Source organism: Bradyrhizobium sp. 172, from assembly GCF_023101065.1.
In the GTDB taxonomy this organism is placed as follows: Bacteria; Pseudomonadota; Alphaproteobacteria; order Rhizobiales; family Xanthobacteraceae; genus Bradyrhizobium; species Bradyrhizobium canariense_D.
This window is the reverse complement of record NZ_CP064701.1, coordinates 5,065,132-5,078,371: the sequence shown is the minus strand read 5'-3', so window position 1 is coordinate 5,078,371 and position 13,240 is coordinate 5,065,132. Positions and strand designations below refer to the sequence as shown.

Sequence of the window (13,240 nt, the reverse complement as noted above, 5' to 3'; positions counted from 1 at the left end):
GTCACCTCGCTAGTCTCCGGCGCGCCCCAATGCGGCCGAACAATGTTCGGAACGCGCTGACGATGGTGGAGGCGAACTCGGGGTCATTGATATTCTTGGGAATGCGGATGAGCTGACGGTTGGCGGTCTGCCGCACGTTGCGCTCCAGCGTGCGGAACAGCGCCGCATCGGCGTCCGGATCCCAGAATGACTGTCCTCGCGCGTCGAGCGCGGAGACACCGCCCTCAGGCAGGAAGAAGCGCACCGGGCCGTCCATCCGGTTGAGCCGGTCGGCGATCCAGTGCCCCATGCGCTCGTTCTCCTCTGCAGTGGTGCGCATCAGCGTGACCTGCGGGTTGTGGACGTGGAATTTCCTGCCGCGGTAGCGCTCCGGGATGGTCTCGGGGGCGCCGAAATTCACCATGTCCAGAGCGCCCACCGAGCCGACATAAGGCACCCGGCTGCGGATGATGGCGCCAAAGCGGTCGTCGATGGCCGGGAACACGCCGCCCATCAGGAGATCGCCGACCTCCGTGGTCGTGAGGTCGATGACGCCTGCGAGCTGTCCGGAATCGACGAGCTTCTCCATTGAGCGTCCTCCGACGCCGGTGGCGTGGAAGACCAGGCACTCGAAATCCTCGCGCAAGTCGGCCGCGATCTTCTGCCCCGCCGGCGTGGTGACACCAAACATGGTGATGCCGACCGACGGCAATCCGCTGTCGCCGCGATCCTTCCGCGAATGCTGATCAAGGCGCGCCTTGACCATGCCGGCCAGCGCGTTGGCGCCGTTGGCCAGCACGGCGCGCGAGATCGAGTTGAGGCCCTGAACGTCGGTAACCGAATGCATCATGGTGATGTCCGCGGGGCCGACATAGGGCCCGACGTCGCCAGAGGCGACGGACGAGACGATGAGCTTCGGCACCCCGACAGGAAGCATCCGCATACCGGGCGCGACCAGCGACGCTGCGCCCGAGCCACCGGCAGAAATCACGCCGGCAACATTGTTCTGGCGTCGCAACCAGCTGGCGAAGGCCTCGGCCATCGCGGCGACGGCGGCGCCGCGGTCGGGTCCGAATACCGCCGATCCGCCGCGACCATGGTTCAAGGCAATCTCCTGGGCGGAGACGTCGCTGGCCGCGTGCCTGCCGCTGGTGGAGACATCGACCAATCGGGTTCGCAGGCCGGTCCCGGCGATGATGTCGCGGATGAAGCGGAGCTCCGTGCCCTTGGTGTCGAGCGTACCGACGACGAGGACGACCGGAGGGCCCTGCGTTTGTGCGGCGACCGGTTCGCGCCGTCGCCGTGCCGTCTCGTCGAGTCGCATCACCTGTGTCGAGAACATGCGGGCCGCAGCCTCGATGCGGGCGATCGGCACAGGTTGCGACCACCGTGTCGGCGGCGTCGGGTTTGACATGTAGATGCGGATCGCGCCGCCTGGACGCGTCTGCTGCGGACGAGGCTTCGCTTCCGTATCCGCCGGTGGCACGTCGAGGTCGAGCTCGAGTCCGGCGTGCATTCCGACACCGAGCAGGCGCTGCTGCAGTTCGCGATCGGCGGCAAGCCGCACCGAATCGATGATGCGGTTGACGCGGCCGTTGACCATGATCGCGACATTGCGCGACACGGCGGTCGCCACGCCGATATTCTGCTCGATCACGAGCACGGACATGTCGCCGTCCTCGCCAAGTCGTAGCAGCATCTCCTCGACCTGGGCCACGATGACGGGCGCGAGCCCCTCAGTGGGCTCGTCCATGATCAGGAGCCGCGGGTTGGTGAGCAACGCGCGCGAGATCGCAAGCATCTGTTGCTCGCCGCCGGAGAGCTGGCCGCCGCCGTGATCCTTGCGCTCGGCCAACCGCGGAAACGTCTTGTAGATGCGCTCGACCGTCCAGGCGCCGCGGCGCAAGCCGGCGGCAAGCCGCAGATGCTCATCGACGCTGAGTGAACGCCACAGCCGCCGTCCCTGCGGAACGTAGCCGACGCCGAGTCGGGCTATGTGGGCAGGCGGCTGTCGGGTGATCTCATCCCCGCGGATGCGGATCGAGCCGCCGCTGACCGGCACCAGCCCCATGATGGCCTTGCATAGCGTGGTCTTGCCCATGCCGTTGCGGCCAACGACCGAGAACACGCCGGCCTCGAGCGTCAGATCCACGCCCTGCAGCGCATGCGAATGGCCGTAATAGACGTCCAGGCCGCGGACTTCGAGCGCGGCGGCGGTACTGCGGACCTCATTCATGGCCGCCTCCGAGGTAAAGCTCCTGCACTTCGGGATCGGACTCGATCTCTTGCGGACGGCCTTCCTTGAAGATCCGCCCGTTGTGCATCATCGTGACGCTCTCGACGACGCGCAGGGCGACGTCCATGTCGTGCTCGATGATGATGTAGCCGATATGCGCGGGCAGGGAGGTCAATATCTCGATCAGCTCGGCACGCTCGGTCGGCGACAGCCCCGCGGCGGGTTCATCGAACAGGACGAATCGCGGCGCGCCGGCAAGCGCAAGTGCGATCTCGAGCTGGCGCTGCTGGCCATGCGCGAGCTCGGCAACGCGCTGATCCTTCACGCCCGAGAGATGGACGGCCTGTACGAGATTTTCGGCCGCGTGCATCAACGCATCGTTCTGACCGGGGCGGAGAAACGAGAAGCGTCCCCGTGAGACGCCACGGCAGGCGAGGTAGACATTGTCCTGGACGGTAAGGCCCGGAAACAGCGCGGAGATCTGGTAAGTCCGGCGCAGGCCACGGCGGATGCGCTCATAGGGCGGGAAGTGCGTGACGTCCTCGCCGAAGAAGCGGATGGTGCCGGAAGAAGGTGGGAAGTCGCCGGTGATGCAGTTGAACAGCGTAGTCTTGCCGGCGCCGTTAGAGCCAAGCACGGCGCGCCGTTCGCCGGGGCGGACGGTAATGGTGATGTCGGTGAGTGCCGCCAGCGCGCCGAACAGACGTGTCACGCCGCGCAGCTCCAGCGCCGCGCCGGCGCCCACGACAGAGAGGCGTTGCGCGACGCTATCCATGGTGGGATCCTTGGCTGGATCCTTGGTCAGATTCTCGGCCACGTCGTCCGCTTGAACTTGCCGCGCCGGAGCGTTGGCGGCGCCGCCAGCTCTGCCAGAGTCCGATGACGCCGTCCGAGGACCAGAACACGATAGCGAGGAAGCCGAGGCCGATCAGGAGCCGAAAGCGGTTGCCGTCGAGCCCCAGCTTGACCAGGAAGTCGAGTGCGAAGGTCCGCAGCAGTACGAAGATCAGCGCGCCGATAAAGGGTCCGATGGGACGCGTGATGCCGCCGACGACTGCGATGATGAGGATATCGATGCAGGCCCCAACGCTCACGGATCCCGGCGAAATCTGCCGGTAATTCCAGACCTGGAGTACCCCTGCCAGCGCCGCGACGAAGGACGCGAAGACGTAGGCCGCGACGCGATGCGCATTGACGTTGAAGCCGAGTGCCGCCATGCGGCGGGGATTGTCGCGGACACCTTGCAACGCGAGGCCGAACGGTGCGCGGGAGATGTAGTCGACGGCGAAGTAGCACAGCGCGGCTACTGCGAGGACGATATAGTAGAATGGAATGTCGGCGCGCCAGTTGACGCCCCAGAAATGCGGTGTGGCAACGGTATTGATGCCGGTATGACCGTTGAAGATCGCCCAGTTCTGGTTAGTGAAATAATAGAACGCCGCGCCGATCGCGAGCGTGATCATGATGGTGTAGATGCCCTCGGTGCGCACCGCCAGCGCGCCGCCGAGCGTGCCGAATATGGTCGCGAGCGCGAGCGCCATTGGGACCGCAAGCCACCACGGCCAGCCCAGGCTGATATTGGCGTTGCCGCTGACGCCAAACACCGCGACCATATAGGCGGAGAAACCCGCGATGGTGAGCTGCATCAGGCTGACCATGCCGCCATAGCCGGCAAGAAACATCAGACTCAGCGCCATGGTTCCGAGGATCAGCGTGGTCGCAAAGATCTCGATCAGGAAGAAGCCGTTGGCGATCAGGGGCATGATTAGGAGAATGGCCGCGACGGCCCAGGCCGCCGGATTGTCGATCTCCGGCCATCCGCGCAATTTCGAGCGCTGCACCGCAGTGGCGGGACGAACCGGGACGCGGGCGTCGTGGGCGAGGGACATGTCAGCGCCTCGTCAACAGGCCCTGCGGCCGAATTGCCAGCACCAAAACCATGATCAGGAAGGTCACGACGATGGCGTAGGTCGGGATGTAGACCGAGCCGAGCTGTTCGGCGAGGCCGATGATGAGCGCGCCCAGCGCAGCCCCTGGGATCGAGCCCATGCCACCGACGATCACAACGACGAGGGAGGCGAGCAGGAAGCGGATATCCTCGCCGGGTGAGAGCGACTGGAACGTTCCGCCGACAACGCCCGCAACGCCAGCGAGGCCGGCGCCGAGCGCAAACACCACCACGAAAACGAGTTGGATCCGTACTCCGGTCGCAGCCAGGATGTCGCGATCGTCGACCCCGGCGCGGATGATCATGCCGATGCGCGTGCGGTTGAGCGCCAGCCACATCGCCACGCCGATCACGACGGAGGCGACGAAGATCACGAGTCGGACCAGGGGATAGCGGAGATAGACCGGCTCACCTGAGGACTTGACCGCAGTGACCAGCGGCAGCTCCACAGGTCCGATCAGCCAGTTCGGGGTCTGGATCTGATAGAAATCGCCACCGCATGCCCACAGCATCAAATCGGCGAACACGATCGAGAGTCCGATCGTCACCATGGTCTGGCGCAGGTCCTGGCCTTCCATGCGGCGGAAGACGAGGACCTGGAGCAGGACGCCGACCAGTGCCGTCAGGATGAAAGCGACGATGAAGCTGAGGACCCATGAACCGGTCGCGACGCTGATGGCGTAGCCGACATAGCCGCCGAACAAATAGAGCGAGCCGTGCGCGAGGTTGACGTTACGCATTAAGCCGAAGATCAGCGTAAAGCCGCTGGCGACGAGGAAATAGAGACCGCCGAGCGTGATGCCGTTGAAGAGCGCGTTGAGGAAGACCCGCTTGCGGCCGAACGCATCTTCGACGCTCTGCGGCCACACTGCGAAAATTAGCCAAAGTGCTGCCGCGATTGCGATGATGACAATCAGTGCCCAGGCGGGATGGCGTTCGACAAAGCGGGTCATGATCGCCGCTCCGTCTTCGCGTCACCCCATCTCTCACCCCGCAAGCGGGGCGGAGGGGCACGCAGACCGTCGCCGGCCGCAAGCCCTGCCATGAACGTGCGCTCCCTATCGCGCGCGATCCTCGTTTCGGGATCGCGTTTGTCGCATCCTAATGCGGCTGTAACGGAGGCGCTTGATCGTGAGTATCTTTTCGCGTGACCTCAGGCGCGCAAAACCTTGGCCGCGCGGCGATAATCGGTCGGCGCCATGCCGACATTGGCAGCGAAGAAGCGGGTGAATCCGCTCTGCGACGAGAAGCCGAGATCGAAGCCGATATCGGCGATCGGCGCTTCGCTCGCCACCAGCGCCTCCAGCGCCTGCTCCATCATCAGCGTGTTGAGATAGAGGTGTGGCGTGACGCCGGTCTGGGTGCGGAAGAGCCGGTAGAAATGCGGCCGGGAAAGGCCAGATTCGCGCGCGATGGTATCGAGCTCGATCTCGGCGCCAGGACTCTCCGACATCATCTTGATGCACTTGCGCACACGAAAATCCGTGACGGAACCGTTTGCGCGCGGATCGCGCGCGGTCACCGCCTGTTGCCAGCTTTCGTCATAACAGATGTCGATCAGGCTTCTCAGCTCGCCATCGAGGCTGTTGAGCGAGGGAGCGCCGCACACGAGGGCGGCTGCGTGCCTGATGTGCTTGTCCAGCGCAACGGACCGCGTGAACTGGGTGCGGCCGAAGCGCAGGCGGTCGGCGCCGGGCGCGTCGGGCGCAAACCACTCCGCATTGACGTAGAGCACGAAGAAAACGGCGCCGCCTTCGAGATCGGACGGCAGGAAATTATGCGGCTCCCACGGATTGACCGCGACGACGGAACCTTCGGTGAGCTCGTAACGTCCGTCACTGACATCGATGCATGCGGAACGCCCGCCGACATGGAAGATCAAATGACCTTCGCGATGTGCGTGGATGTTGAAAGGGCGGTTCAACTGATAGACCGTCGCCCGACCAAAGCGGCCGTGGAAGACGGCGAGCGCCCGGCTCATGCCTCTCCTCCCAAAAGCTCTTGGTATTTTTTGGTAGCGTTCAACAACCGAGGAGAGAATGCAAGGGCGCACGTGTCGCGCTTCTGGCAAATCTCTCCCCGGCCGGTCATCGCTCGCGAATGAGACTAGGTCAGTATTTCTTACATTCCGGTACTGTGCGGCTCGGCAAACCGATTTTGGCGAACACCGCGGGATCGTAGCCCAGCGTTTGGTTGACGTCCGGGATCACCTTCACGACCTTTGAGAACAGCGCGCCCTTGCCGTCGTCGACGACCTCGGTGACAAAGTTGGTGCCGATCGCCTGGCGGTTGGAGTCCAGCTTGATCTTGCCGTTGGGTGCGTCGATCTCGATCTTGGCAAGGGCCTCCTTGTACTTGGCCTGATTGTTGGAGAGATCGCCATTGACCTGGCGGAGCGCCTGGATCAGCGCCATGGTCGAGCCGTAATAGTTGGTGGCGAGCAGCGATGGGCTCGGGAAGCGCTTGTTGGGCGGGAAGGCGTCCTGATAGTCCTTCACGAACTTCTGCCAACTTGGGTTCTCCCAAGTGTCGGCCTGGCCGCTCGCGGCCAGCGTGCCGATCAGGGCATTCTTGGCGTTTCCCTTGGACGACAGGATGGTCTGGTCGATCATGATCGAGCCGCCCATCAGATGCGCCTTGCCGCCGGCCTGCTGGTACTGATTCAGGAAGTTGACGGCGTCGGCGCCGCCGAGGCCGAGATAGATTGCGTCGACGTCGTCGGGCAGTGCGGCGATGACCGAGGCAAAGTCCTTGGTGCCGAGCGGCACCCATTGCCGGTTGGTGACCTGTCCGCCGGCACCGCAGAACTCGAGCACGAGGCCGAACACCTGCGTATAGATGAAGGAGTAGTCTTCGCCGACGGTCGCGATCTTGCGATACTTCTTTTCGTCATAAGCATATTTGCCGAGGCCCACCTGCCACTGCGCACCGTCCATGTTGTAGCGGAAAAAGTTCGGAGCCGGATCGACATAGGTCGTTTCCTGGGCCCCGGAGGCGGCGTTGATGAAGGTCAGTTCGGGATGGGTCTTTGCAAAATTTTTGACCGCGATGCCTTCGTCACCAGAGAGCGGCGACAGCAGGATCTGTACCTTGTCCTGCTCGATCAGCTTGCGCACGGCTCGTACGGCGGAGTCCGGCGTCGCGTCGGTCGAGGCGATGACAAATTCGAGTTCCTTGTCGCCGACCTTCTTGCCGAGGACGTTGAGGGCCGTCTGGAAGCCGCGGATGCCGTCCTCGCCGAGTACGGTGTAGGTGCCTTCGAGCGTCGCGGTGACGCCGACCTTGATCTTCTCCTGTGCGAAGGCGGTGCCCGAAAGTAACAGGCTGCTCAACGCGATCAGTCCTAGACTGCCTTTCAACATTGCTCTCCTCCCTGGGCGTTCTTGTCACTGTTTTTCACCGCGCCTTGACGCGCCCGCCGCGCGGTGCGGCGTTCGGACAAGGCTAACGGTGCTTGAAACGGAGGCTAACCGAACTCCGATGCAGCGCACGTGCTGGAGCCGTGCGCGGCTTAACGGGCAGTCTCATTTTGAATGTTGCGTCGCGATTAACATCGCGGTGCAACAGGCGTCAGGCTTCCCGATTTGCACCCGCCAGCCGCATGGCGGCCGCGGACTGCCGCCGCTTGAATTGGATCGCTCGAATAGAGGAGAAATCAATCGTAGGCGTTGCGTCATTTCGCGGCGCGCGGCACTCGCTGGTTATACGTTGTGGCAGGCGATCGTCCGACCGTCCGCACCGACAAATCGAAGTTGTGGCACATCGACGAGACAGCGATCGCTGGCCATAGGGCAGCGGGGCGCATATGCACAGCCGTGCGGTCGCGTGAAGAGGCTTGGCGGTTCACCCATTTCGATCGCGCCCTGGATCCGTTTCGATGGATCGGGCTTCGGAATTGCCGCCACCAACGCGCGCGTATAGGGATGGAGCGGATGATCCAGGACCGTCCGCGTCCCGGCCTGCTCCACGATGCGGCCCATATACATGACAGCAACGCGGCTGCTGATCTGCCCGATCACGCCAAGGTCGTGCGAGATGAAGAGCATCGACAGTCTCAATTGGTCACGCAGATCCATCATCAGATTGAGCACTTGGGCCTGCACGGACACGTCGAGGGCCGAGACCGGCTCGTCGGCGACGATGATGCACGGCGTGGGAAGAATGGCGCGTGCGATTCCGACCCGTTGCCGTTGCCCGCCACTCAGTTCGTAGGGGTAGCGAGCGGCGAAAGACGGGTTCAACCCGACGGCCGTCAAGGTGGCAGCTATGGCCGCGCTGCGCTCGGCGCGGTTCTTGAAGAAGCCGCTGATGTCGGCCGCCTCCGCCACCGAATCTCCAATTGCGCGCCGCGGGTTGAGCGATGCATTGGGGTCCTGGAAAACCATCCGGACGCTCAGACGCATCTCGCGGAGGCCGGAGCCGCGGGCTCCGATCATTTCGGTTCCCTTCAAATTGAAGTTGCCGCTGTCGGGCTGGACCAGCCCGACGAGGGCTCGGCCCAGCGTGGTCTTGCCGCAGCCGGACTCGCCCACGATCCCGAGGACCTCGCCTTCGGCCAGCGACAGCGATACACCATCCACCGCCTGCACCCGGTATTTCCGACCGGCCCGCCTGGCACTGAACGAGACCATCATGTCCCGGACCTCGAGGATTACATTGCCGCTCATGGCAGCTCTCCGCCGGCCAGCGGAAACGCGCAGAGCACCTCGTGCCCTTGGGAAGCCTCCAGGCGGGGCGGGGTCGCCACGCGGCACTCATCGCGCACCGCTGCGCAACGCAAGGCAAACACGCAGCCAGCGGCGACCGAACCTGGCAGCGGCGGCTGACCAGAAATGGTCGGCAGCCGGCGCGCGCCGGAATTTCGCGACGGCATGCAATCCATCAGTCCGCGGGTGTAATGATGACGGGGTGCGCCGAACAGCGCATCGACTGAAGCGGTTTCCACGATCTGGCCGGCGTACATGACAGCGACACGATCGGCGAGCTGCGCAATGACTCCCATGTCGTGAGTGATGAACAATATCGCCATATCGAGCCGATTGCAGAGCTCGCGCAAGAGCCCGAGAATCTGAACCTGTATGGTGACATCCAGCGCAGTGGTCGGTTCGTCGGCGACCAGCACCTGTGGCCTGCAGGCCAGCGCAATCGCGATCATGACCCGCTGGCGTTGGCCTCCGGACAACTGATGGGGATACGCGGACAGCTGCATTTTGGGGTCCGGCATACGTACCAGTTCGAGCAGTTCGCGCGCACGGACCAGCGCCGCTGCGCCCGAAATTCCCTCATGCACGCGTACGGCTTCGGCGATCTGATCGCCGATCCGACGAACAGGGTTCAGTGAGGTCATCGGCTCCTGAAAGATCATTGCCATGCGGCCGTGGCCCGCTTCGACACGTTGCCAGGGCTGCAGCTGCGTTACGTCGCAGCCCTCCAACAGGACGCGCCCGGCCCGGACTCGGGGACCGGGCTGCGGCAGCAATCCCATGACCGCAAGCGAGGTCATGCTCTTTCCGCAGCCGGACTCGCCGACGAGGCCGAGGATTTCGCCCTTGGCCAAGCCGAAGGACACGCCCGCGACGATGTCGACCGGCGCGGTTTCCGGCCCCACTGACACCGTAAGGTCGCAAACTGTCAGCACGGCCTAACCCTTCTCACCAAAGACTTGACGGAACCGCGGATCGAGTCGATCGCGCAATGCATCGCCGACCAGGTTCAGAGAAAATGCCGTCGCCACGATCATCATGCCCGGGAAGAAGAGCAGCCACGGCGCGCGGGTGATGAAGGTCCGTGACTCCGCCAGCATATTGCCCCAGCTCGGAATGTCCGGAGGGGCGCCGAGGCCCAGGAAATCGAGTGAAGCCGCGCCGAGCTGCGCGAACGCGAAGACGAAGCTGGCCTGCACGAGAAGTGGCGAGACCAGGTTCGGCAAGATGTGCCGACTGATGAGCCATGCCGCTCCGGCGCCCATGCTGCGGGACGCCTCGACATAGGTTTCCGCGCGCAAGCGCAGCGTCAGTCCGTAGACGATGCGGGTCGTCGTCGTCATGTAGCCGATCCCAATGGCCAGAATGACGGTGGCCACACTCGGGCTCAAGATGACAATCAGGCCAAGTGCGAGAAGCAGAGTCGGGAAGGCCATCAGCACGTCGACCATGCGCATCAGCAGGTGACCCAGCCGCGGGAACAGTGCGGAAAGTACGCCGGCCGGAACGCCTGTCGCGAGAGCGAAGACGACCACGCCCGAGCCGATCAAAAGTGCCATGCGTGCTGAATGAATGGTGCGCGACAGGGTATCCCGGCCGAATTGGTCGGTGCCGAACCAGTGGGTCATGTTCGGGGGCGTCAGGCGGATCAGGGGATCGATGGCATACGGATCGTAAGGCGACAGCCAGGGTGCGAAGACCGCGGCGAGCACAGTCGCCAGAAGGACGCCGAGCCCGGCCAGCGCGATCGGGCGGGCGATGAACGGCTTGAGCCACAATGTCACGCTGTTGCTGCTCATTGAAGTTCAACCCGCGGATCGAGCAGACGATAGCTCAGATCGACGATCAGATTGATCAGGAGATAAACCACCACGATGACCAGGATGACGCCCTGGATCACAGGGTAGTCTCGGCGAAGGATCGACTGAACGACGAGGCGGCCGATGCCGGGCAGGGCAAACACGGTTTCGGTCACCACCGCCTCGGACAGCAGCGCGGCGAAGGTGAAGCCGAAGGCCGAGACGACCGCCAGGAGTGCATTGCGCCAGATGTGGCGGCGCACGACCTGCCACGGCCGGATTCCCTTTGCCCGCGCCGTGCGCACGTAGTCCTCCCGGGAGACGTCGAGCATGCTGGCGCGCGTCAGCCGCAGGATCAAAGCAGCATTCGGAGCCGCAAGCGCCAGGCTGGGGAGGACGAGATAGCGGAGATTGACGACACCGCCTTCGAAGATCGACGGATAGCCGGAGCTCGGAAACCAGCCGAGCCACGCGGCGAAGATCAGGATCAGATAGAGCCCGACCCAGAACGTGGGTATCGAGGCCATCAGCATCGCCCCACCGGACAATCCCTGATCGAGCCACGTGCCGTGCCGGACCGCCGCAATCATTCCGATCGGCACGCCGATGACGGCAACCCAGATCATCGTCATGGTGGCGAGCAAGGTGCTGGTCTCGGCGCCATCGGCAATCATCGACAGCACGGGCGCCTGGAAGAAGATCGACCGCCCGAGGTCGCCCTCGAGCACATGGCCGGCCCAAGTGAGATATTGCAGGATGATCGGCTGGTCGAGACCGAGCTGGTGTCGCAAGGCGTCGATCTGGTCGGGAGTCGCGGTATCACCGAGCAAAACATAGATCGGGTCACCCGGCACGATATGGATGAACGCGAAGATGATGATGGACGCTGCCAGCAGCGTCACCGCCGTCGTTCCTGCGCGCTTGAATGCGTAAGACCACATGTGATTGGGCGCCTGTCAGCGGCAACGATGCGCGCCGGCGCCGGCGCTCGACAGTCCTCGCGGCCTCATTGCCCGTCCTTATTTCGTGGACACATTCCAGAACACCGGACCGTTTGGGTTGAGCCCCTTGAGCTTGGGAGAAGCAATGTCGTAGGTGTAGGCATCGCCTACTTTCATCACCGGTACCTGCTCATAGATCAGCGACTGGATCTTGTCCCATGTCGACTTGCGCGCGGCTGGATCGGTCGTGTTGATCAACTCGGCCCGAAGCGAGCCGATCTCGGGGCTGTCCCACCAGCCGGGATAACTCGCATTCAGGAACGTGAGCAGCAGCGGGTCCGGCGCGAAGGAATGGTGCGTGACGAAGATGTCCCACTGTTCCGGCTGGCCGCGCATCTTCAGAAGGGTCGCCCAATCGACGACCATCATCTGAACATTGATTCCGGCGTCGGCCAGCTGACGGGTGAAGACGGAGGCTTCGTCATAGTGTGCCTGATAGTTCGTCGAGACCAGCAGGCGGATCGGCGTCCCCGTGTAGTCCGCCTCCTTTGCGAGCTCCTTGGCCTTCTTCGGATCGTGCGCACTATAATTTGAGGCGCCTTCCGTCGAGTACCAGGGGGTGCCATTGGGAAAGATCGATCCTTCGGCATTCCACAGGTCTTTGGGACCGAAGGCGACGCGCAGCGCCTGCGACTTGTCCAGCGCGGTCTGGATGGCGCGGCGGAGCTTGTAATTGTCCTTCAGGATTCCCTGCTTCGAGTTCATGAAGAAAAGGCCGAAGATCGGCGCGTTGGTACGCTGCACCTGGACCGATGGATCTTTGCTCAGGGACTCGTACAGATCGCCGGAGATCATTTCCGCATAGTCGTAGTCACCCGCCTGCACGCCGCTCACGCGCGTGCCGACGTCAGGCACCGGAATGAACCGGATCTTGTCGAAGCTCGCAACGCGGGCGCCGGCGAAGCCGTCACCCTTTTCCTTCACCGGCTTGTAGCCCTCGAACCTCTCCACCTCGACATAGCGGTTCGGCCGCCACTCCACGAACTTGTAGGGCCCGGTGCCGATATAGTCCTTCTGCTCGATCGGCCGGTTCCCCGCTTTGGCGGCTATGTCTTCCGGATAGATCGCAAGACCGCCATTGACGTCCGCAATGAGAGCCTTCCAGGCGCCGTTCGGCGCGGACAATTTCAGCGTGACTTCATACTTTCCGGTCGCCTCGACCGACGTAGCCGCCGCCATCAGGAGCTTGCCGCGTGCACCGAAACTGCCCCATCGCGTCATCGAGGCGACTACGTCCTTGGCGGTCATCTCCTTGCCGTTGTGGAAGAGGACTCCTTCGCGGAGCTTGATGACGATGGTCCGACCGCCGTCTTCCGTGCGATCGCTCTCGGCCAGCATCGGACGCGGCGTATAGGTCGAGTCTAGCGCATACAGGGTCTCGAAGATGTGGCGGCCGATGACCGATGCGACGTCGGCGGTCGTCAGCATGACATCGAGCGGCGGCGGTTCTCCGATGGTGGCTTCGCGTAGCAGGGTGGCGGCATTGGCCTGCGCAATCAAAAATGACGCGGTGGCCAGCCCCACGACGCCACGCATCAAGACACTTGGACCGTATCTCATGATCGCCCTCCCGC

General features: G+C 63.5%; 11 protein-coding genes. All 11 read right to left on the bottom strand.

Annotated features, from left to right (window positions below; translation table 11 throughout):
* Position 1: 1 nt before the first annotated feature.
* On the bottom strand, positions 2-2,215 hold the full coding sequence (locus IVB07_RS24600; RefSeq protein ID WP_018458737.1) for an ABC transporter permease: 2,214 nt from the start codon (positions 2,213-2,215) through the stop codon (positions 2-4).
* On the bottom strand, positions 2,208-2,990 hold the full coding sequence (locus IVB07_RS24595; protein ID WP_007593014.1) for an ABC transporter ATP-binding protein: 783 nt from the start codon (positions 2,988-2,990) through the stop codon (positions 2,208-2,210). The genes IVB07_RS24600 and IVB07_RS24595 overlap by 8 nt, the downstream gene beginning before the upstream one ends.
* Complete coding sequence (locus IVB07_RS24590) at positions 2,983-4,104, bottom strand: branched-chain amino acid ABC transporter permease (protein WP_018458739.1); 1,122 nt, start codon at positions 4,102-4,104, stop codon at positions 2,983-2,985. The genes IVB07_RS24595 and IVB07_RS24590 overlap by 8 nt, the downstream gene beginning before the upstream one ends.
* Before the next feature lies 1 nt (position 4,105).
* A complete protein-coding gene (locus IVB07_RS24585) occupies positions 4,106-5,116 on the bottom strand; it encodes a branched-chain amino acid ABC transporter permease (RefSeq protein ID WP_247766703.1) in 1,011 nt (336 codons plus the stop codon).
* A 200-nt stretch (positions 5,117-5,316) separates the two neighbouring features.
* The gene (locus IVB07_RS24580) at positions 5,317-6,144 is read right to left on the bottom strand and encodes an AraC family transcriptional regulator (RefSeq protein WP_018458741.1); all 828 of its coding nucleotides are present in this window, start codon (positions 6,142-6,144) and stop codon (positions 5,317-5,319) included.
* Positions 6,145-6,274: 130 nt separating this feature from the next.
* The gene (locus tag IVB07_RS24575) at positions 6,275-7,525 is read right to left on the bottom strand and encodes an ABC transporter substrate-binding protein (RefSeq protein WP_026233649.1); all 1,251 of its coding nucleotides are present in this window, start codon (positions 7,523-7,525) and stop codon (positions 6,275-6,277) included.
* 339 nt (positions 7,526-7,864) lie between these two features.
* A complete protein-coding gene (locus IVB07_RS24570) occupies positions 7,865-8,830 on the bottom strand; it encodes an ABC transporter ATP-binding protein (protein WP_018458743.1) in 966 nt (321 codons plus the stop codon).
* The gene (locus IVB07_RS24565) at positions 8,827-9,801 is read right to left on the bottom strand and encodes an ABC transporter ATP-binding protein (protein WP_026233650.1); all 975 of its coding nucleotides are present in this window, start codon (positions 9,799-9,801) and stop codon (positions 8,827-8,829) included. The genes IVB07_RS24570 and IVB07_RS24565 overlap by 4 nt, the downstream gene beginning before the upstream one ends.
* 3 nt (positions 9,802-9,804) lie before the next feature.
* Complete coding sequence (locus tag IVB07_RS24560; protein WP_018458745.1) at positions 9,805-10,665, bottom strand: ABC transporter permease; 861 nt, start codon at positions 10,663-10,665, stop codon at positions 9,805-9,807.
* Positions 10,662-11,606, bottom strand: coding sequence for an ABC transporter permease (locus tag IVB07_RS24555; protein WP_018458746.1), 945 nt, complete (start codon positions 11,604-11,606; stop codon positions 10,662-10,664). The genes IVB07_RS24560 and IVB07_RS24555 overlap by 4 nt, the downstream gene beginning before the upstream one ends.
* Positions 11,607-11,684: 78 nt before the next feature.
* A complete protein-coding gene (locus IVB07_RS24550) occupies positions 11,685-13,226 on the bottom strand; it encodes an ABC transporter substrate-binding protein (RefSeq protein ID WP_026233651.1) in 1,542 nt (513 codons plus the stop codon).
* Positions 13,227-13,240: the final 14 nt, after the last annotated feature.

Excerpts from the sequence above, each read along its gene's own strand:
- IVB07_RS24600 (WP_018458737.1), bottom strand. The coding sequence starts at position 2,215 with ATGAATGAGGTCCGCAGTACCGCCGCCGCGCTCGAAGTCCGCGGCCTG.
- IVB07_RS24595 (WP_007593014.1), bottom strand. The coding sequence starts at position 2,990 with ATGGATAGCGTCGCGCAACGCCTCTCTGTCGTGGGCGCCGGCGCGGCG.
- IVB07_RS24590 (WP_018458739.1), bottom strand. The coding sequence starts at position 4,104 with ATGTCCCTCGCCCACGACGCCCGCGTCCCGGTTCGTCCCGCCACTGCG.
- IVB07_RS24585 (WP_247766703.1), bottom strand. The coding sequence starts at position 5,116 with ATGACCCGCTTTGTCGAACGCCATCCCGCCTGGGCACTGATTGTCATC.
- IVB07_RS24580 (WP_018458741.1), bottom strand. The coding sequence starts at position 6,144 with ATGAGCCGGGCGCTCGCCGTCTTCCACGGCCGCTTTGGTCGGGCGACG.
- IVB07_RS24575 (WP_026233649.1), bottom strand. The coding sequence starts at position 7,525 with ATGTTGAAAGGCAGTCTAGGACTGATCGCGTTGAGCAGCCTGTTACTT.
- IVB07_RS24570 (WP_018458743.1), bottom strand. The coding sequence starts at position 8,830 with ATGAGCGGCAATGTAATCCTCGAGGTCCGGGACATGATGGTCTCGTTC.
- IVB07_RS24560 (WP_018458745.1), bottom strand. The coding sequence starts at position 10,665 with ATGAGCAGCAACAGCGTGACATTGTGGCTCAAGCCGTTCATCGCCCGC.
- IVB07_RS24555 (WP_018458746.1), bottom strand. The coding sequence starts at position 11,606 with ATGTGGTCTTACGCATTCAAGCGCGCAGGAACGACGGCGGTGACGCTG.
- IVB07_RS24550 (WP_026233651.1), bottom strand. The coding sequence starts at position 13,226 with ATGAGATACGGTCCAAGTGTCTTGATGCGTGGCGTCGTGGGGCTGGCC.